The sequence below is a fragment of the Xanthomarina arctica genome (assembly GCF_014638915.1).
Taxonomy (GTDB): Bacteria; Bacteroidota; Bacteroidia; order Flavobacteriales; family Flavobacteriaceae; genus Xanthomarina; species Xanthomarina arctica.
The window spans coordinates 203,088-223,035 of record NZ_BMFQ01000003.1; the positions used below are offsets into that span (position 1 = coordinate 203,088).

17 protein-coding genes are annotated in these 19,948 nt (G+C 30.7%); 1 reads left to right on the top strand and 16 read right to left on the bottom strand.

The window, feature by feature from the left end; genetic code table 11:
- Positions 1 to 11: 11 nt before the first annotated feature.
- Positions 12 to 578 (top strand): NUDIX domain-containing protein, encoded by a 567-nt coding sequence (locus IEV77_RS12190; protein ID WP_188465228.1) that lies wholly within the window; start codon positions 12 to 14, stop codon positions 576 to 578.
- Positions 579 to 815: 237 nt separating this feature from the next.
- Here IEV77_RS12190 and IEV77_RS12195 read toward each other — a convergent pair whose 3' ends face one another.
- The 16 genes from IEV77_RS12195 to IEV77_RS12270 form a co-directional block, all read right to left on the bottom strand.
- Positions 816 to 1,217: a hypothetical protein gene (locus IEV77_RS12195; protein WP_188465230.1), complete on the bottom strand. Its 402-nt coding sequence runs from the start codon at positions 1,215 to 1,217 to the stop codon at positions 816 to 818.
- 118 nt (positions 1,218 to 1,335) lie between these two features.
- Entirely contained in the window at positions 1,336 to 2,313 is a 978-nt protein-coding gene (locus IEV77_RS12200) for a recombination protein NinG (RefSeq protein ID WP_188465232.1), read from the bottom strand.
- Positions 2,310 to 4,415: a hypothetical protein gene (locus IEV77_RS12205; RefSeq protein WP_188465234.1), complete on the bottom strand. Its 2,106-nt coding sequence runs from the start codon at positions 4,413 to 4,415 to the stop codon at positions 2,310 to 2,312. The genes IEV77_RS12200 and IEV77_RS12205 overlap by 4 nt, the downstream gene beginning before the upstream one ends.
- A gap of 49 nt (positions 4,416 to 4,464) precedes the next feature.
- Entirely contained in the window at positions 4,465 to 6,219 is a 1,755-nt protein-coding gene (locus tag IEV77_RS12210) for a hypothetical protein (protein ID WP_188465235.1), read from the bottom strand.
- Positions 6,220 to 6,231: 12 nt separating this feature from the next.
- Positions 6,232 to 6,588 carry a restriction endonuclease subunit S gene (locus IEV77_RS12215; protein WP_308419225.1) on the bottom strand — a complete coding sequence of 119 codons (357 nt, stop codon included), beginning with the start codon at positions 6,586 to 6,588 and terminating at the stop codon, positions 6,232 to 6,234.
- A gap of 27 nt (positions 6,589 to 6,615) precedes the next feature.
- Positions 6,616 to 7,905 (bottom strand): restriction endonuclease subunit S, encoded by a 1,290-nt coding sequence (locus IEV77_RS12220; RefSeq protein ID WP_188465239.1) that lies wholly within the window; start codon positions 7,903 to 7,905, stop codon positions 6,616 to 6,618.
- Positions 7,906 to 7,936: 31 nt separating this feature from the next.
- On the bottom strand, positions 7,937 to 9,367 hold the full coding sequence (locus IEV77_RS12225; protein WP_188465241.1) for a class I SAM-dependent DNA methyltransferase: 1,431 nt from the start codon (positions 9,365 to 9,367) through the stop codon (positions 7,937 to 7,939).
- A 2-nt stretch (positions 9,368 to 9,369) separates the two neighbouring features.
- Entirely contained in the window at positions 9,370 to 10,065 is a 696-nt protein-coding gene (locus IEV77_RS12230; protein ID WP_188465243.1) for a hypothetical protein, read from the bottom strand.
- Between the two features lie 2 nt (positions 10,066 to 10,067).
- Positions 10,068 to 12,437, bottom strand: coding sequence for an EcoAI/FtnUII family type I restriction enzme subunit R (gene hsdR, locus IEV77_RS12235; RefSeq protein WP_188465245.1), 2,370 nt, complete (start codon positions 12,435 to 12,437; stop codon positions 10,068 to 10,070).
- A 110-nt stretch (positions 12,438 to 12,547) separates the two neighbouring features.
- Complete coding sequence (locus IEV77_RS12240; protein WP_373282348.1) at positions 12,548 to 12,847, bottom strand: DUF6804 family protein; 300 nt, start codon at positions 12,845 to 12,847, stop codon at positions 12,548 to 12,550.
- Between the two features lie 466 nt (positions 12,848 to 13,313).
- Complete coding sequence (locus tag IEV77_RS12245; RefSeq protein WP_188465247.1) at positions 13,314 to 14,213, bottom strand: endonuclease/exonuclease/phosphatase family protein; 900 nt, start codon at positions 14,211 to 14,213, stop codon at positions 13,314 to 13,316.
- Positions 14,214 to 14,313: 100 nt separating this feature from the next.
- A complete protein-coding gene (locus IEV77_RS12250) occupies positions 14,314 to 15,693 on the bottom strand; it encodes a DUF4407 domain-containing protein (RefSeq protein ID WP_188465249.1) in 1,380 nt (459 codons plus the stop codon).
- Positions 15,680 to 17,101, bottom strand: coding sequence for a protein kinase domain-containing protein (locus IEV77_RS12255; protein ID WP_188465251.1), 1,422 nt, complete (start codon positions 17,099 to 17,101; stop codon positions 15,680 to 15,682). Before IEV77_RS12255 ends, IEV77_RS12250 begins: the two co-directional genes overlap by 14 nt.
- 3 nt (positions 17,102 to 17,104) lie before the next feature.
- A complete protein-coding gene (locus IEV77_RS12260; RefSeq protein WP_188465253.1) occupies positions 17,105 to 17,680 on the bottom strand; it encodes a phospholipase D-like domain-containing protein in 576 nt (191 codons plus the stop codon).
- Positions 17,680 to 18,687 carry a protein kinase domain-containing protein gene (locus IEV77_RS12265; protein WP_188465255.1) on the bottom strand — a complete coding sequence of 336 codons (1,008 nt, stop codon included), beginning with the start codon at positions 18,685 to 18,687 and terminating at the stop codon, positions 17,680 to 17,682. The genes IEV77_RS12260 and IEV77_RS12265 overlap by 1 nt, the downstream gene beginning before the upstream one ends.
- Before the next feature lie 2 nt (positions 18,688 to 18,689).
- Positions 18,690 to 19,937, bottom strand: a complete 1,248-nt coding sequence (locus tag IEV77_RS12270) for a hypothetical protein (RefSeq protein ID WP_188465257.1) — start codon at positions 19,935 to 19,937, stop codon at positions 18,690 to 18,692.
- Between the last annotated feature and the right edge of the window lie 11 nt (positions 19,938 to 19,948).

Sequence of the window (19,948 nt, forward strand, 5' to 3'; positions counted from 1 at the left end):
ACTGTTTAGGAATGAAATACGAAATAATAGAAGAGAAAATAGTATTTGACAATTTTTTCACAATAAAAAAAGCAAAAATAAAGCACGAATTATTCGATTCTAATACAATAGAAGTTGATAGACTTTGTTTCGAGAGAGGTGATTCTGTTGCTATTTTAATTTATGAAAAGGATACTGACACTTTACTTTTTACCAACCAATTTAGATATCCAACAATAAAAGAGAAAGATGGCTGGATATTTGAGCTAACAGCAGGTAGTCTGGAAAGCAATGAAGAGCCTAAGAATAGAGTTAAAAAAGAGGTTGAAGAAGAAATAGGATATAATGTAAGCGAAGTAGAATTTATTTGTTCATTTTTTGTCTCACCAGGAGGTACTTCTGAAAGAATTTTACTTTACTATTCAGAAGTTAATTCTTCAGATAAAGTTTTTAATGGCGGCGGAATGAAGTATGAAAAAGAGGATATCCAATTAATCAAAATAAAAACAAAAGATGTAATTCAACAATTTAAAGAAAATAAATTTCGAGATGCTAAATCCATAATTGGAATTCAATGGTTTCTAACAAATAAAATTTAATGAGACAAGTATTTGGAAAACTAATAAAAGAATTAAACAAACATACCAAACCAAGAGAGGTGGGTAAAAATAATGGTTTTGTTATTGATACGTAAAGAGAACTTGTGGAACAAGTCGCTAAACTATCTTATCTAAATAAAGACCATTTACTTTTCTTTAGAGGTCAAAAAAGTGATTATAAAAATAAGACTGATAAATCAAACCTATTTAAAGTAAAAAAAATAGGAACATACCATCTTAAATTTTTATTTCTCCCCCACTAACCTCATCAAACCTGCTCATTAAATCAAAACAATCTGATTGTATGGTTTTCCATATGTTGCCTGTATATTTAAAATTATAATATAAAGATTCATTACTATCCTTGGCATTATTACAAAGTACTACTTCCAGTCTATCTCCCTCTTCTAATTGTAGGTTTTTATCGAATGCTTCAGGCGTGTTTAAGGTATTGACTAGTAATTCTGCATTTATTTCAAACCTAGGATTTAGATACTCTGGTAAAACTGGAGACCCCATGACGATGTGGTTTTTATCCTTGTTGTACCTATGTAACAACCAATAATAATTGAGTTCTTCAATGTCTATATTAGCATCAAAGCAGGTACAAAACTTTATTTTATCAGATACTTTACACATATATTTTTAAGTATGAAATAATAAAGACTTTATTTCACGAATACTGGTTGGTGAACTATCTGGTAAAAATATTTGTATGGTTGGTGGCCTAGTCATTTTATGTTTTTAAATCAAGATTTTATATTAAACCAAGATCTTTAGCAATATCACTAACTAATTTACTCATTGGTCTTTTATGCAAATCTTTATCTCCAGTATAATTACCAACTAAAGTACGCTTGAATAATTCTGGCTGTATTGAAAGCTTATCAAAATTGTATTTTAATGTTTTTAAATACGATTTATTATAAATCTGACTTTTAATAATTAACTCTTCTATTAAATCTGTCTGGGTTTGATAAATGCCTTCTATATGAAATACATCATTTATAGTTTTTGTAGTTATATTTGAAGGAGTTGGTTCATCAAAAGTAAAACCGATATCTTTTGGGTCTTTAGTGATTAAATATTTAGCTTTAGAGTAAGCTGTTAATTTGAATTTATAATCCGATTTAATTGCTTTAATTCTATTGTTTGTGTACAACTCAAATTCGACAACATTATCACTTTTTATTCTGTTACAGGAAGAACAAGCAGGGTATAAATTAAATAAACAAATACTTAAAAAAGGATATTCTGATTTAGAATGGTAATGATCAACATCAAATTTTGCCGAATAATCATTAGTAACAGATGATCTTTTTGCGGATATCGTGAGTTGTGAATTACAGTACACACAAGATTTTATACCGATTTCTTTAAAATACATTGGGTAAAAACTACTCCTTAAATTTCTATATCCTAGTGCAGTTAGTATTTTGTCTTTTATTTCTGTTTTACAAAGTGTTACTTTACCTGTTTTACTAGTTTTAGGATAAGTTGGAAGGCTCCTAAATTTATCTTTTTCATTATTTATTTTTATTGAGTCCCAAAGTAAAATATCGGGATTGCTATCAAATAATAATATTACTTCTTCTAGGTAAGTTTTGTCTTTTAAATTAGTAGTTTTTTTGTTTAGTTTTTTTAATTTAGTAATTGCTATCTCTCTTTGTTCTTCAATTTCATTAAAGAAATTAGACTGAATAGACCTGACTTTATCTACATGAATAGCTATCATCTTAACTTATTTAAGTTAGCAATTTGCTCATCTATAAAAGCATCCTTAGAGTTTTTATAAGCTAATGTATACAATTCTATTAAACTCATATACAAAATAGGCTCTCCTACAACCTCAATTACCTTTTTACAATACTCTTTGTTGTATTTCTCATTAGGTTTATTTGTTTTTGATAACTTATGTTCAATATCTTTTATTTCCAATTCTACTCGACTTTTATGATTGGCTTCATCAGTTAAATTGACTTGATTTTGTTTTTCAATCTTTAAATTATTAAGATGAGTATAATTTAATGCTTCAATTACATTTTTAATTTCATTCTGAGAAAAAACACCCATAAATCCATCTTTCAAAAAGAAATCATTTGCTAGTAAATCATGAATATTTGCACCAAAGGTTGGCTGTACGTTAATTATTGCTTCACCTTTTTTTAATTTCAAAATGTTTGACGACGGAATATCTGATAAAATAAAAGGAGAATGTGTTGAAAACAACATGTTAATTCCTTTAATGTATGGAATATCTAGAGATTTTATTCCTGTTAAAATATGCTGAATAAATTCTTTTTGATGAGCAGGATGAAAATACAATTCTATTTCATCTAGTATTAAATTAATATATGCGTAATTAATATCTTCTGGAGAGTTATTACTAAACACAGAATTAACATTTATTATATGATATAAAATAGACTGTACTGAATGAATTAACTGCTGTTCCCCTGAACTTAAACCACTAAAAACGGACTTATTCTCTTTAGATTCTATTTCCTCAAGATGTATTTCTATGTTAAAAAGGGAAGGTGGTATTAAATTAATTATTTCAGAAAGTTTGGATGTGTTTATTCTTTTTGATAATTCTTTAATAGGAATATGAAAATGCTCATTCTCCTTATTCCATTTATAGTTTTCATCTTCAACTAAGGGATTCTTTTTAATATAATTTATTGCTTGATTTAACTTAAAGGTAATGTGACTGTCATCTTTTTTTATTGCTTCGATATAACTTTCTAAGTTGTATTTTTCATCGGTAGTGAAAGAAGGTTGTTTTTTATTATTACCTGAATTATCCGTTAAAAATACTTTATACTTATCGTAGGTACGTGCAATTTTAAATAATTTTTTAATAATATACTTTTCAATTTCTTCTTTAAATTTAATTTCTACATCCCTGTTATCTATTTCAAAGCCTTCATATATTATATCTAATAATTTTGGAGTTTTCTTATTTAATTTTTCAAAAGTCCAAATACCATCTGAACCAATATTGTGATCATAAATATTTTCTATTTTACGTCTATTTAATTTAAAGGTTATTGCTGTAGCAATCTGTTTCTTACTTAGTTTTAGATGTTCAATTGATTTAGTTTCAGTTAGTAAGTTTGATATTAATCTTGATTTAGCTAAACCTTCTTCTGTATTAACATCAATCTGACCTTTAATTCTCATAGGATTAATGACAAGAGGTGTTTGATAACCATCATTTTTATGAAATAAGGCTCTAATCCATTCACCTACATGATTTGTGTTTAAACCATAGAGTGAATAATTAATTGCAATTGAATAAAAAAAGAATTCTAAATCTTTTTTGTTTTCTGTATCATATTTTTTGAAATCTTTAAACTTTGAAAAACTATTGTCTGCTTTTTTAGATTGAGAAGAAAAACAAACATCTAAGTCATCTAGCCGTATACAATAAATTTTATCATTTACTGAATAGTATATATCCAAGTGAACTCCTTCTTCTATATGCCAACTGCTTAAATCTTCAGGGTTTTTAAGTATTTTATACGCTACTGCTAAATTATGTATACCTAAAAATAGTAACTCTATCAGTGTGCTTTTTCCTGCTCCATTTTCTCCAACTATTGCAGAAATATTAATATGTAAAGGATCTTGATTATCTCTATTAATAGAATAAAGATCAACATCTTTCTCTGGTAGGTAAGTAAACGTTACTTTTTCTTTGTCAAACTCATAAATTGAATAAAAGCTATAATAAGTATTCTCTTTAAGTACTTTTAAATAATCCGTTAGTGTTGGATCGTTTTCTATATCAACTCTGTTCTTCGTTTTTATTCCTAATAACTTAAATCCTTTCATTTTATTTTAATGTTTTTAATTAAACTACTAATAGTTTTAAGTTTAATCCTTATTCTAAAGGTATCCAATTTAAATTCTTAACTCTACTAGAAACAGTATCTTGAGCATCAATTTTCTTATCAACAATATGTGAAATAGTGCATAAGGCATTCATTCTCTTTTCCCAAGACAAACTGCGCGAATCTATCATTTGATAATAGTTGCTTAATAGTTTAAAAAAATCAATTTTGCCTTTATTTAGAGTTTCTTCCATCGATTGTAATTCTGCAACATTTAAAATTATCAATGGGTTAATTGAGTGTTGTTCATTACTTACATCTATACCCTCCAATTCTAATAATTTCAAAAACCTTCTTCTCATAGCAAAAGAAACATAAGAAGAGCTTAGTATTGGCTCATTAACTAATAAAACAGGATATAAATGAACTCTCTTACTCTCCTTTATTCCATGATCTCCTAAACTCATTTTGTAATCATGAAAATACTTTATCGTTTTAGAGGTCAACTGGCTTAATCCAAAATCTTTGTAAAATTTAGTGAGATTGAGGTTTCTATAATCTTCAATGGTATTGACATTCTTGTAGCCTTGTACCATTGGAATATAATTACTCTTAGCTTCTATTAATGCTATCTTATTCCCTTTTCTTAAATAGAAGTCTGCATATTCAATTTCCGACCGACCTGATAGCGAAATTTTCAAATCATCGGTAGACTTATAGGTGTAAAAAGGTTGCCCTTTTAAACTATTAACAAATATATCTTCTAAAAAAGGTTCAAAAAAAGTAGCTCCTATAAAATTACCCCAATCTGTCCTATTGCATATTTCATTAGGTTTTAAATAATCAAACCAAAAATCGTTTACAAAAAGAGAATACATTTTTTCAATAAAAAAAATATTATCAAGTACAACATAGCTTCTTAATTCATCAGCTTCTTTAAAATCTTCATTAATATAGATTGGGCTTTTCTTTAAATCGAAAAAATCAAATATTTTCAGGTCATTTGTTGCAGGTACACAATAATTTTGACGCTCACTTAGTTTATCTAGTATAACTATGGCGTCCTCTTCAGTGGAAGGTACATTTAAATAATTGAAACCTAAATTTGCATCATAACTTTTAAAGTAATTATACATCTGAAATTTAAAATAATCATCTAGATTGGTTGTACCAAAATTTTCATTTAAGAAATCTTCAAGTGGTTCTTTAAATTGGTTAGATTCACGTAAAGCGTTAAATAACGACCATGACTTAAAAAATATATTTAAAGGATTGGAAGTCTCGAAATACTGGTTATGAGGCATTTCTTTAAACATAAAAAACTCAAAAAAATCTTCACCTAGCTCTTCGCTCGTTCCTCTGGCGTGTTCTCTATCAAAATATAATAAGTTTTCGTTTGCACATAAGAGAAATTTAAAAATAAGCTCTCGATCTTCAGGAGCGTATTGATGTTGTTCCGAATCATTAAATTCTGAATCACCCAAAACCAATTGAAGGGCATATAAGCAAGTGACTCTTGTGTATAGAGTATAATTTATCTCGAGAGAAACGTATTTTCTCATCAACTCTATAAATAGCGCTGATTTTTGTTGATTATTATTCTCTAAAAAAAGAAATTCGGAACATTCTAATTGAGTATCTCGAGAATCATCAAAGTATGTCGCTGAAACTGGTTTAAGCTTCGCATTAATCATACTTATAGTAGTAATAACCTCTTTTTTTGGCAAATGCCTAATTAAACTGAGTGGATTTTCAGGAATATCTTCTCCATAGAAATCACTATATTTTACAGGTAATCCTATCATATTCAAATAAGTTTATTTAACCTCAAAAACCTCCCGCAAAACACTCTGCATCATCATCTCACTATGTTCTTGGCTTTGTTGTACTTCTTGCTCTAACCCATCACATAAACCCATTAAAGTATTTACTTTTTCTACAATCGCTTTTTGTTCTTCTAGTGGTGGAAATGCTATTGGTGTACTCCTCATTTGAGTTTTATTAATCGATGCTAGATTTGTTGTTCGTTTTGCACAACTTTCATAATAATCGCGAGTCACCCTAGAATTTATGAACTGCATAAAAAAATGATTATTCATGGTAGAATCAAGATATGGTCGCACTCTAAATACATGATTTTGATATATACAACCTTGAATTTCTGAACTCCAAATTGCGCATCTTCCTACTTTATCTGGATCTCATCCTTCAATCATAAGCAGGTCATTTCTTTTCAACTGATATTTTTTAAAGTCAGTTTTAGAAACCAGAATTTCTTTCATTAATTCAAGGTTTAAAAAACCTCTCTGAACATTAGCTACTCTTAAATATGGAATGTTAATTAAATCTGTTTGATTTCTTTTCCCCTTAGTTACTCCACCTGTTATACTAGTCAAATCTTCTAATCTACACCAAACCCAACCTTCAGGTAATTCATAAGGAATTTCCTCTTTAGTAATTAATGGTAAGGCTTTTTCCTTTTTTATTTTTTTGTCTATTATAAGTTGTGCTTTCTCTTCTTGAATACGTTTTAATAAAACACTTGCATCTTCATTATCAGGATTATTAGCTCTCCAATCAGCGGTCAACTTTCCTTGTACAGCTAGTTGTAAAACAGTTTCTCGTAATTTTTTAATGTTGATGGTTTCATTAAAGACACTTTTAAAATGGTCTTGTAAAAAAGTCCATTCTTGTTTTGCGTTATTGGTAGTGAGTTGGTTTAATGCTGATGTTACAAAATCTTCTTTTAAAGAAATACGAGCTACTGTTAATTGCTCTAATTGTTCTACTTCTTTAAAAAGGGTTTCTACTACTTTTACGATTTCTTTTTGTTCTTCTAGTGGTGGAATTGGGATGTTAAGTTTTCCCATATCTGTTTTATTAAAACCTGCTTGAGCTGAACGTGTACAATTTTGAAAAAATTCCTGCATATAAAAAGAACTGAAAATTTGATAAACAAAATTTTGTTCTAATAATTCTCTGCTCCAAATTAATCTAACCAAGGCAACATTATAAGCTCCATTCTTTCCGTAAAAAATTTTACCTATAGAAGCTCCATATCTTCCAATCATCACATCTTCTTCTGTACATCTTTTAGAAACACTATCTTCTGGAACATAAACAGGAACAGGTCTTTTTCCAAAATCACGAATCTGATATAATTGAATATACCCATCCTTTTCTGTTGAAGAAAACATTGCTTTTGGAGGTTGTGAACCTCCTTGCATTTCAAATAAAGTTTTAAATTTTAATTTCAACCAAGTTGAAGGCACATCCAATTGATCAATACCGTTACTTTCTTTTGTCAAAAACGCTAAATTCTTTTCTGATATTTCAATCAGTTTTTCATTATCCAATTTAACCTCTGGATTATCAGTTCTCCAATTAGCTGTCAATTTTCCTTGTATTGCCAATTGTAGAATCAATCCTTCTAATTCTTTGACATTTTTAGGACGAATTGTTAATTCTTTAAAGTGTTTTAGTAGTTGCATAGTTGAGATTCCTGCCTTCGCAGGAATTTGATTATTTTAAAGCTTCGGTTAAAACGTTTATAATTTCGTCTTGAATGCTAGAAATTTTTTGTTCTGTAGTTCTAAATTTTTCTAAAATTACTTCTGGGCTTTCTAAATTATCGGCTTCTTGGTGTGGGTTTTTAATATCTAGATTGTAATTACGTTTTTTAATATCTTCAATAGAGACTTTCCAAGCGTATTCATTTTCTACACGTTTGTTCCACCATTTTTTTTCAACATCAAACTCTTTAATATTAATTGGGTTTCCTTTATTGTAGCTTTTAGCCCCTTCAGGGTATTGGTGTTCATAATACCAAACTTCTTTAGTAGGTGTACCTTTTTCAAAAAACAACAAATTGGTTTTAATACTGGTGTATGGGTTAAATACGCCATTTGGTAAACGTACAATGGTATGTAGGTTACATTTGTCTAACAATTCTTCTTTTAGGCGTGTTTTCATCCCTTCGCCAAACAAGGTCCCGTCTGGTAATACAATGGCACAACGTCCTTTGTCTTTTAAGAGCTTAATAATTAAGGCTAAAAATAAATCGGCTGTTTCTTTGGTTCTAAACTTTTTAGGGAAGTTAGTTTCGGTACCATCTTCTTCTACACCACCAAAAGGCGGATTAGACAATATAATATCTAACTTGTCTTTGGCTCCCCAATCTGCATAGGGTTTGCTTAGTAAATTATCTCTACGAACTACTGGTAAATCGAAACCATGTAACATTAAATTAGTAGTACACAGTAAATGTGGCAATGGTTTTTTCTCAATACCACGTATCGATTTTTGTAAAACGTCTCTTTCTGTATAATCTTTTACTTGGTTTCTAACATGGTCAATCGCACAGGTTAAAAAACCACCTGTACCACAAGCAGGATCTAATACGCTTTCGCCCAATTGCGGATTAATCATATCTACCATAAACTGTGTTACAGCTCTTGGCGTGTAATACTCACCAGAAGAACCTGCAGATTGTAGGTCTTTTAAGATGGTTTCGTACAAATCGTTAAATACGTGGCTTTCCTTAGAGTCGTTAAAATCTATTTGGTTAATCACGTTTATTACTTGCCGGAAGAGTGTTCCGTTTTTCATAAAGTTGTACGTATCATCAAAAACAGAACGAATAATTTTTGCTCGTGGACTTAATGTAATATCCAGTTCTTTTAGCGCAGGAAATAATTCGGTTTCTATAAACTCCATTAAAGCATCTCCTGTTAAACCTTCATCATCTGCTGCCCAATTTTGCCATTTTAGGTTTTCTGGAATTGGTGATTGGTAATCATCAATAGTAATTTCCCATTCTTCCTCTTTATCGGCAAAAATCTTCATAAAAAGCATCCAAACCATTTGAGAGATACGTTGTGCATCTCCATCTACTCCTGTGTCTTTACGCATAATATCGCGTATACCTTTTATGTTTGTTGTTATGTTACTCATTCTTATTCAAGTTTCTTTTTTGCATAAGTAATTACAGCTGTACTTGCATACGCTAGTAATTCCTTTGTACCTTCTTTTATGGTGGTCTCTTTCATTCTTTCTTTTACATCCTTTAAAAGATCACCAGCACTATTATAGGTTTTGGTTATTTTTTTCGAGCTTTTATCTTCTTTTAGTTTCTTCTTTAACTTTTCAACATCTAACCCAACTTTATCATTTATTTTTTCTAAAATCAAAAGATATAGGTCATATTTCAATACTAACTGTGTTTTATTTAAAACATATTCTGGACTAGAACCTTGTTCATTTAAAAACCATTCTAAAAACCGATAAATATGTGCATCGTCTATATAAACAATAACTTTACCACTTGTTAAATCTTGTACTTCTGGCGGATGACCATCTAACTGTCTCGAAACTAATAACCAATTAAAGCTATCATCTTTAACAAGATTAAATTTCACTGAAGCTAATTCTTGCACACCATTTAGTCTACTGGGTTTTACTCGTAGCATCTCAACCCAACTATGTCTATTTTTTATTACACCCGGAGTAATATGCTTTGCTAACAAATGATACAAAAGGGCATCTTGATCTGATTTTAGCATAGAACCAAAACCATAATTTTCAATCATATCGATAAATTCATCAAAAAACCGCTCTTTAGATTTTGGTTGAAAATGATCTTTTAAACTCATAACTATGCAATATTATATATTTCGTTTTCTAATTCTTTTACGGCTTGTTCAAAATCTTTTTTCTTACCAAATGCTCTTACCAATTCTACAGGAGAACCCATTTGGCTTAAAGGTTGGACTTTGAGAACAGAACCTTGTTCTATGGATGTAATACCTTCCTGTTCGTATTTATCAAGTAAGCTGTTTAATACTTTTTGTGCGGTTACGCTGTACTTTGTAAAGTAATTTCGTTTTCGCACCTTATTTGCACGCTCTTGTCTTGTTAGGGCAGGTTGGTCGAACGCGATGTGACATATTAAATCGAAATCGTCTAAATCTTGACCAACATCTTCGCGCAATGCTTCTAATAAAACACCATGTTCTGCAAGTTCTTTAATGAGTTCTTCTTTCTTTTCAGATTCGTTCCATCTTTGGATAAAATGGTCGAGGGATGCAAATTCTTTTTCTATATTCTTTTTGGAATAATCTTTTAATGATTCTGTTATTAGTTTTCCATCTTTACCGTAATACTGAACCCGTTCGTTTACTACAGATACAGGAATTTGGTTTACGTAGAATTTTTTTACCACATGTTCTCCTCCATCAATATCTATATTTGGCGGTGTTGGTGGAAATGAATCCGTATCAAGAGGTTCTCCCGTGAATGGCGGTGTAGGATCCACCTCATCGGGAGGAACTACTGGTCCATCAGGCTCTGGCACATAAATTTGTACTGGATCCCCATCAAAATCTGGTCTTGCAAAAATGTTGGTAGCTTTTCTAAAGTCCATAATGGTAAAATAGACTTTACCTTCTGCTTCTCTAATTCGCGTACCACGACCAATAATTTGCTTGAACTCTGTTACCGATTGTATATTAGATTCTAAAACAATAAACTTAACCATTTTAGTATCAATACCTGTAGTTAGCATTTTGGATGTGGTGGCGATCACTGGAAAGCGTTCTTCAACGTCTGTGAAATTATCTAACTCTTGCTTTCCAACCTCATCGTCACCTGTAATTTTTACACAGTAATTCCAATGCTTTGCGACTAGATCTGCATTTTCATTTATTAAAGCTTGTCGCATTCTGTTTGCATGGTCTATATCTGTACAAAATACAATGGTTTTAGCGAAACGGTCTGTGGCTTTTAAGTATTCTGTAATTTTTTTAGCAACTACTTCCGTACGTTCGTCAATTGCTAAGGTTCTGTCGTAATCTTTTAAATTGTAAATGCGGTCTTCGACTTCATTTCCGTATTTATCAATTAGGCCAGCTGTTGGTCTCCAACCATCGTCCACACTTGTTGTAATTCTTACCACCTTATACGGAGCTAAAAAGCCATCGTCTATCCCTTGTTTTAAGGAATAGGTATAAACAGGCTCTCCAAAATATTCCATGTTAGAAACATCTTTAGTTTCTTTTGGAGTAGCTGTTAATCCAATTTGTGTTGCGTTATTAAAATAGGTTAAAACATCGCGCCAAGCGGAAGCTTCTGAAGCAGATCCTCTATGACACTCATCGATTACTATTAAATCGAAAAAATCTGGACTGAACTCTTTATATGCGTTTTTGTCTTCGTCTGTACTGGTTAAACCTTGATACAAGGCAAAGTATATTTGATAGGATTTATCAATCTTTCGGTTTTTAATAATATGCATGATATCATTACCAAAAGGAGAGAAATCGCCATTTTTAGTCTGAGTTAATAAGGCATTTCTATCGGCTAAGAACAAGATTCTTTTTTTGACTCCTGTTTTCCATAAACGCCAAATAATATTAAAAGCTGTGTAAGTCTTCCCTGTACCTGTTGCCATTACCAAAATAATTCTGTCTTGTCCTTTGGCAACAGCTTCTAATGTTCTATTTACTGCATTTTGCTGGTAGTATCTAGGATTCATCCCACTATCATCGGCGTAATAATCTTTTTCTACAATGTCTTTAGCTTGTGGCGTTTCAATTTCTCTAAATTTCAAATACTTTTCCCATAGTTCTTCTGGAGAAGGAAAATTATCCAAGGATAATTCTTTTTCTAAGGAACCTGTAGTAACTGTTTTATCATGAAACACAAAAGAGTCACCATTTGATGTAAAAACGAAAGGAATTTGTAATATTTCTGAATACTCTAAGGCTTGTTGCATTCCAGAGCCAACAGGTTTTTTATTGTCTTTGGCCTCAATAATGGCGATAGGAACATTGGGCTTGTGGTATAATATATAATCGGCTCTTTTGCTTTTACCTCTTGTATACATTTTTCCTTGAACAATGATACGTCCATCTGTAAAAGAAACCTCTTCCCTTACCTGTGTTCTCATATCCCATCCCGCCTTTTTAATAGCAGGATTAATAAATTTGGAACATACATCTCTTTCAGAAAGGTCTTTTTTATTCATAGATATAATTCTACATTAGGGAGTCATAGCTCAAAAGTTTTTCTGCTATTCATTTTAAGGAGAGTTTAAATATAATAAACTCTTTGAAATAAGTGATATCTAATTTTCAATTATTCTATTGATTTATCTTTTGGCTTAAATAAGACACTCAAGACTAACCAAATACCTACTATAACGTCCACAACATTCCAAATGGTTCTGCCAAGCGCAATTTTGAAAAACGGCTGAAAAAGTAATGCCAATGCTAAATATATAAATGCTTCTGTTTTGTTTTCTTTAGTATTGGCTTGATAAGCTAAAAAACTAAAGCATACGAATGCTGAAAATCGTACTAATTGGTAATAACTGTAGGGCATATCCAGGAGGCAGAGTAAAATAAAAATGGCAAGTGTTAATTTTAATAATTTCAAAATCTATACTATTGAATTATTCTAATTAAAATATAAAACTAACTACTACTTAATAATAATCCTTACGGTTTTCCTTCATTACGAAAACGACTTGAATACTATTCTAATGTTGATAACACCTTCCGTTGGAATTTTTAGTGGTTCGTTTACACCTATTACCGGCCTGTGTTTTACCGGAGCATTGTTTAGCAGTGTCATTGGTACTATTAGAAGAAGCACTAGAGAAATTAGACGCACTATTATTAGTTGATGATGCTTTAGTTGGGGGTTTACACACAGAACAGGGATCATACCCATATTGAATAGCATCATTTAAATCCACTCTGTACATGGAATTACTAAGATACCTACAAGATTCTTTATGGTATTTTTTGCCTGTTTTAGTAGTAAATACATCTTGGGAAAAACTAAAAGAAGTAACTCCTAATGCTAAAATAAATAGTAAGATTTTAAAAGGCTTCATTAGTTACTTTTTTATGTTTTCTATACCAAACTCTAAAAATACAGGTAAATGATCGGATATTTTGCGTGCTGCTTCTAAACTTTCGCAGACCTCAATATAATCTATAACTCCTGAATTAACAAACGAGATGTTACTAGAATAATATATATTATCAATAGCATGACTTAAGTAATTATTGATAGCACATTTACGTTTTAAAGTGGTTTTTGAATCTTCTAGCGCTGATTTAAAACCTTGTTGATACATACTGTCCCAAACTGCGTGACGTTCATTTAAATTAAAGTCGCCCGCTATAACCATGTTGTTTGTATTAAATCTCTCCCGATAGTCCTTAAAGTATTGGATTTCCAGTTCCGGTTTATCGTCATGCTTTCTGGAATGGAAGTTTACCAGAAAAAAATCTTCATTAGTTTCTTTTATTTTGAACTTAGCAATATAGGGTTCTCTATATATTTTAGTTTCCAACTCGGCATCTAAAAAAGGGCGTCCCTGAATACTTACTTTGCTTGTTTTCCAAATAAAAGCATATCGCTCACTCATATGTGAGGAAGGACTTTTAGTTGGGTCGCTTATCCTATAATCCCACTTGGCACCTTTTCTATTTAGCTCGTCGGCTAGTTGCGCCACTTTTTGGGCCCCTGCAGGATGTTTGGCAACTACTTCTTGAATGGCCACAATGTCGAAATCTTTTAAGATGTTAGCCATGAAGTTTATTTCTTCAGTGCTTTTTGATTGGCCTAGGTCTTGGATGTTCCAGGAGGCTACAGAAATAAGGCCGTCATTTATTTTAAACCTACAACTAGTTTCCATTTGAAAACTCTCCAAATCGCCTATTTCCGAAGGTTGAGAACCAAGAAAAAAGGCAATAAAAACTAGTAGTTGCTTAAAATATGTAAGACTCAAATTTTATTAATTGGTTATAAATTGCTTTACTATCTTAACTTTAATTGAAGCTAAATTGTTTTTATAAAAATACAGTAATGGATTGTAAATTTCCAGAGAACTAAATTTTTAATTCACCATTATGATTAATTATATGATTTACACCTGCATTTAATTTTTTTATTTCTTCTTCTTTCCATTTTTCTATTGCTAACCCAGCAATTTCGGCCTGTGCTAATGCTATTTTATTAAGCAAAGCTTTGTTTCCTACAATTTCTGCATCGAGTCTATTCTGATTTTTCTCAGTTGAAATTTTTATAGAAGTATTTATACTGTCATTTATATCCGATATTTTTTGTTTTTCTTTTACAAATGATTCGTGCTTCAACCTATCCATCATATCATCATAAGGTCCTGATTCTGCCATTAGTTTAAATAAAACTGGTGCTACTTCTATAAAAATAAATAACAGTGTTATTAACCATTTAGCCCAGAATATTGCTGGTTTTTCACTAGTTAAAATACTCAATGCTTCAAGGTGAGCTGCAAAACCATCATAATTTTCAGTCTTGTTTTCGTAACCTACATTTTTTTTGTCTAAAGTTTTTTGTTTGGAAGCTATTTGTTCATTCAAGTTTGTTTTTTCTTGCTGTTTACTTGCTAACAAATCATTAATTCTATTTTTCTCATCAATAATAGCATTTCCTTTATTATTGTTTAAGTCTTCTATTTTGTCTTGAATTGACTGAACTTCTTCCCTTGCTTTGTTCCTTTCAGACTGATTTACTCTTAATGCTCCAAGCCTCTTGTTTATAATTGAATTCGACAAAGAATCATTCTTGGCATTAACATAAGAACTATATGAAGAGTTCACTTTTCTTTGCCATACCTCTACGACTGATTGTTTGTTTTTTAAATCAACTTTTTGTTCTGCAATAGAATTTTCGAAAAATTTACCTGCATTTTCAGACAGACTCGTTTTATCATAAGTTAATTTATTTATGTCATTGTCTATTGAAGTTCTTCTGTCCTTTGAGTTGTTTAAATTTGAAACAAAAGTCGTATCTCGATTTTGCAATTCTACAGCTTTATCAATCTTTAATCTTTCGACAACCGTTTGTATTTCTGTTTCAAATATCTTCAATTCCAATGGTGTAGAAATTACAAAGCCTAATAGAATTGCCATCAATAATCGTGGCGCTGCAATTTTCCATTCTTCTTTTGTTATTTTTTGAGTTCCATCTCCTTTACCTATGGTTGAAACAATATATCTGTCTAAATTAAATATTAATAATCCCCAAAATGCACCAAAAAACAATGATGGTATTACAGATTTAAAAGCTGTAAAGAAGGCATAACCTCCAGCAAAACTTGCCATTAATGCCGTAAATACTATTGTACCACCAACACCAAAATATTTTGAGTGGTCAGTAGGACATTCTTCTAAAATTTCGATATTGGCACCTGCACACCACCAAAAAAATTTGTTAATTTTTTTCATTCGATTGGTTGTTAAATATTTTGGAAATGATTTTACTATTATTTACAGCTTGAAAAATTTGCTTCAAACCACCCTTTTTATCATTTAGACTACTAAAGTTTTCATAAAGCGTGTTGAACTTGATTTCCTCAAAAGAGCGGTTAATAGAATTGTTGAAATTCACATTAAGGTTATTGGAGAAATTATTTATTCCTAATTCTATATGTGGAAACTCTGGAATATTTACTTCTAAATTGGTTGTTTTCTCAAATAAAGGAATAGGGACCTGAATACTTTTTATAATGGGAGTTGGAAAAACCTTAATTTCAAGTTTTTTTACTATTGTTTCATTAAAACCAATTGCAGTTAAAATATATTCAAAATAATCTTGTGGTTTTAAAGTTATGTTTCCAGAATATTCAACTTCATTAATACCATTGTTTATTGAAACTTTCAATGCGTTTTCCACTTCCCAAGAAAGAATAATCTCACTACCTTGAATTAACACTTCTTTATCACTTGTGAAAACTTTTATAATAGGAGGTTCTAAATAAAGAGGGAAGGGCTTTAAATCCGTATAAAGTTTAGTTTTTATGTATTCAATTAATATGGCTAGAAGCTTGTCAATTTTTAGTGAAAGTCCAAATAGGTCATGATAAATAGTTGAATTTTCTAAATCCTCAAAATCAGTTTCAGAAAACAATAAATATTGTGTATCTTTAACTTGATATTTATTCCAAAGTTCTGGTTTTTTAGCTATGGTGAGAATTGACAAATAAATAACCAACTCTGAAAAATAATCTGCTTTTAAAGTAGCTTTTCCTCCTTTAAAGCGTGATGGATGCTGATACCCTTTAAGTCCTGTTACAAATTCTTTCTGACCCTCGATTTCTGGAATACATATCGAATCATAATCTACTAATTTTATATCTCCTTTCTCGGTTACTAAAATATTACCTTCTTGTAAATCTCCGTGAGAAATTTGATTATCTCTCAAATCTTGACACATTTTCAAAAAATTGTCGGCAAGTGAAATCAATGCCAATGAGTTAGCAAGATTCTTTTCAATATAATCTTTGAAAAGCAAACCATCTAACCATTCCATTCTTATCGTGTCAACCAATTCTCCGTTTATAAGAATTCCTTTTTCGTCATATATAAACTCTGCGAAATAGGGTAACTTTTTAGAGGTTAGGTATTTTGATATTTTCAAATATCGTTCTTCATTTTCGCCCATTGGAACGTGCCAAACACGAAATGCCCATTTTTTAGATTTATGGGTTAATTGAAACACCATATTGAAACCACCTACGTAAACAAATGGATTTCCATTTTTATTGATTCTAGCTTTTGCACCCTTTAAAGCAGGAACTTTTAAGAAAAGGTCTAGATTTTTTATTGATGTTAATATGTCCTGCTTGATAGCCATGGATTAAAATTTGTCTGAAATATTTGAAGTGTTTTGTGATGGCTTTTTATTACTTGAATTCAAGTTTGGTTTTTTATCCCATTTTGCCATTATATTTTCTATTGGTAACAATGCCACTTTGTTGTTTTTAATTGCAAATCCAAATTGCGGTTTAAGGTCAAAAAATTTGTTTTCAAATTGTTTCGTCAATAAATTATCGTCTTGAATGATTAATATATTTTCATCATTCATTCGAGCCTTAAACGACCAATTGTATGAACCAGTAATTACGGTATTGTTATCTATTATGCAGAATTTGTTGTGCATAAAACTATCTCTCGAACTATCGTTAAGATTGCCTATGTAGCCAACTTTGCCATTGAAGCTTAAGAATTCTTTGAAATCTACTCTTGATTTTTTATTGAACTTATGATTCGCAATTATTACTTCTATGTTCAATCCTTCTTTTAGCTTGTCAACTAATTTTGAGTAAATTTCAAAGTCCGTAAACCAAGCAACACAAATCTTTATATCCGATTGTGCATTCTCGATATGATCAATAATTTGAAGGTGTATATTTTCGAAGTAAGCTTTTACCATTAAAATTTGTTTGTGATGTCATTTTTATTTGGTAACGATACTTTCTTTTTAGTAGCTGGATTTGGTTGTTTATCCCACTTATCAAAAATATTGTCTTTAGTTACTTCGCGTCTGTTTACCAACAAATCTTCCAAAGGGCGTAATTGAGCTATGTCAGTTGCTTTTAGTTCTTCCACCATCTTTTCAGTAAGTTCAGAAATTGTTGGATTAGTTGATTTTAAATGGGTAATAATTAGTTTTGAATTACTAGGATTTACAAAGTCATCTTTTGAAAAAAGCAAATCTTCTGTTTCATAGTAGTCATCCCACAATTTTGGTGTGTCAGCATAAATTAAAAGGGAAAGATATATTACAAGTTCAGAGAAGTAGTCCAATCTTGAATTTACAAATTGATTGCTATGTCTTGTTGGGTGTTGATAACCTGGCAAACCTTTTATGGTGTCAGTCATTCCGTTTAATGGTTCAATAAACATTGAATCATAATCAATTGCAACAAGTGAGCCATCACCTTTTATTAAAATATTTCCGTGCTGTAAATCTCCGTGAGCAATATTTTCTTTATGAAAATATGCTGTCATTTCTTTGAATTTTTCGGCTAAATCAAGAATTTTAGAAGTATTAGTAATATTGGAATTGATATATTCTTTTAGAGTTTGACCGTCCACCCAATCCATAAGAACAATTGGGTGCAATGTGCCATTTACCAATACTGCATCATCAATATATTTGAATCCTGCGAAATATGCGTTATTCAAATTCTCCAAATAATTAGAAATTTCAAGCGAACGTTTTTTTGCATCTCCAATATCTGCAATCCAAAGTCGAACAGCTACTTTATTTCCTGTTTTTTTATGAAATGGAAAAACAGTTGTGTAGCCACCTGAATATTGAATTATCCTAGAACCATTTTGGATGACTGAACCACCAATTATTTCATTTGATCTAAAGCTAACGTGTGGATTTCGCATTGCAGTAACAATATCTGTTCTAGAAGGGTAATTTGACATAATTAGAATTTATCAGTTATATTTTGCGAAGAATTGTTTGGTGTTTTAGCATTTGGTTCAGGTTCTTCGATACTAATTGGTTCACTTTCTTGACTTTCATTCTTTTCTGAATTTTCAGATTTCTCAATCTCTCTATTATTTTCTTCGCCTTGGGTTGAAGGTTCTTTTTCTTCCTGTTGTTCTTCTGTTACTTCTATTTTTTCATCAGTTTCGATTTCTAATTGATTAGCAGATTGCTCTTTTCCCTTTTTACCAAATAACAACTCCTTTCCTTTTTCTATTATTCCTTTTTTAGGCTTTTCGATTTCAGTTTCTTCATATTCGGAAAGTTTATTTTCAACAGGTTCAATTTGTAGAGTTTGTTCAACAGAAATTTCAGAATTTGAATTTTCTTGCTTAAGAATTAATTCTTTCTCTTTTGCTTTTTCGGCAACTTCAATTTCCCCTTGTTGTACTTTTACAAGTTCGTTAATATTCGAAACGTCTTCTAAAACGTAGGTTAATTGGTCTTTTCTGTCTTCTTCTATTTTAATTGACAAAAAGGCTGTATCATCATTACCTAAATTCTCATTGTATCTTTCCTCATTTACAAAACGCTCAAAATCTTTTTGATTTTCCCAGACACTAATCTTGCTTATCGCATTTTCTTTTTCATTTAAAAACCACTCTGCAAGAGCATCTGTCATTAAATAGAATGTACCAGAAGTCAAAAGGCTTTCCTTTATCTGTTTTTCTCCTTTGTGATTGTTTCCTAAACTGCTCAAATAATCGGGAAAATTGTCAAAAACAATAGGTTCTTTTTTTGATGATAGAACAATGCATTCTTTTGAAAAATCTTTCATTTTTTTTGGAACAAAAAACAAAAAGCTATCTCCCAATGCATCTGCCTTCCAAAACCATTCTTTCTTCTTTTTGTAGAATCTTAACCCAACAAAAGTTGCTAGTCCAGATTTTTTTCTATTAAAAGCATTTTTAGTGAACCACTTTGCATCAGGCTTATTTACGATTTCAGTAACTTGTTCTAACCATTTTTTTTGACAATCAATTATAAATTGAGCTTCATCAAACTCTTTAGAATTAACCCATTTGTTCACTAAAACGTCAGCCCAAATTTTTGGAAAGAAAGATTTAGATACACCGTCAGAAATGGCGAATTTATTTTGTGATTTATCATAGGCATATCTGTCCGCACAGTCATAAAATAGTTCTGATTCTTTTGACGTGATATATCCTTTAATTGATATTTGCATTTAAGTCAATT

Coding starts and splice junctions, on each gene's coding strand:
- IEV77_RS12190 (WP_188465228.1), top strand. CDS start 12: ATGAAATACGAAATAATAGAAGAGAAAATAGTATTTGACAATTTTTTC.
- IEV77_RS12195 (WP_188465230.1), bottom strand. CDS start 1,217: ATGTGTAAAGTATCTGATAAAATAAAGTTTTGTACCTGCTTTGATGCT.
- IEV77_RS12200 (WP_188465232.1), bottom strand. CDS start 2,313: ATGATAGCTATTCATGTAGATAAAGTCAGGTCTATTCAGTCTAATTTC.
- IEV77_RS12205 (WP_188465234.1), bottom strand. CDS start 4,415: ATGAAAGGATTTAAGTTATTAGGAATAAAAACGAAGAACAGAGTTGAT.
- IEV77_RS12210 (WP_188465235.1), bottom strand. CDS start 6,219: ATGATAGGATTACCTGTAAAATATAGTGATTTCTATGGAGAAGATATT.
- IEV77_RS12220 (WP_188465239.1), bottom strand. CDS start 7,905: ATGCAACTACTAAAACACTTTAAAGAATTAACAATTCGTCCTAAAAAT.
- IEV77_RS12225 (WP_188465241.1), bottom strand. CDS start 9,367: ATGAGTAACATAACAACAAACATAAAAGGTATACGCGATATTATGCGT.
- IEV77_RS12230 (WP_188465243.1), bottom strand. CDS start 10,065: ATGAGTTTAAAAGATCATTTTCAACCAAAATCTAAAGAGCGGTTTTTT.
- hsdR (WP_188465245.1), bottom strand. CDS start 12,437: ATGAATAAAAAAGACCTTTCTGAAAGAGATGTATGTTCCAAATTTATT.
- IEV77_RS12250 (WP_188465249.1), bottom strand. CDS start 15,693: ATGAAAAAAATTAACAAATTTTTTTGGTGGTGTGCAGGTGCCAATATC.
- IEV77_RS12255 (WP_188465251.1), bottom strand. CDS start 17,101: ATGGCTATCAAGCAGGACATATTAACATCAATAAAAAATCTAGACCTT.
- IEV77_RS12260 (WP_188465253.1), bottom strand. CDS start 17,680: ATGGTAAAAGCTTACTTCGAAAATATACACCTTCAAATTATTGATCAT.
- IEV77_RS12265 (WP_188465255.1), bottom strand. CDS start 18,687: ATGTCAAATTACCCTTCTAGAACAGATATTGTTACTGCAATGCGAAAT.
- IEV77_RS12270 (WP_188465257.1), bottom strand. CDS start 19,937: ATGCAAATATCAATTAAAGGATATATCACGTCAAAAGAATCAGAACTA.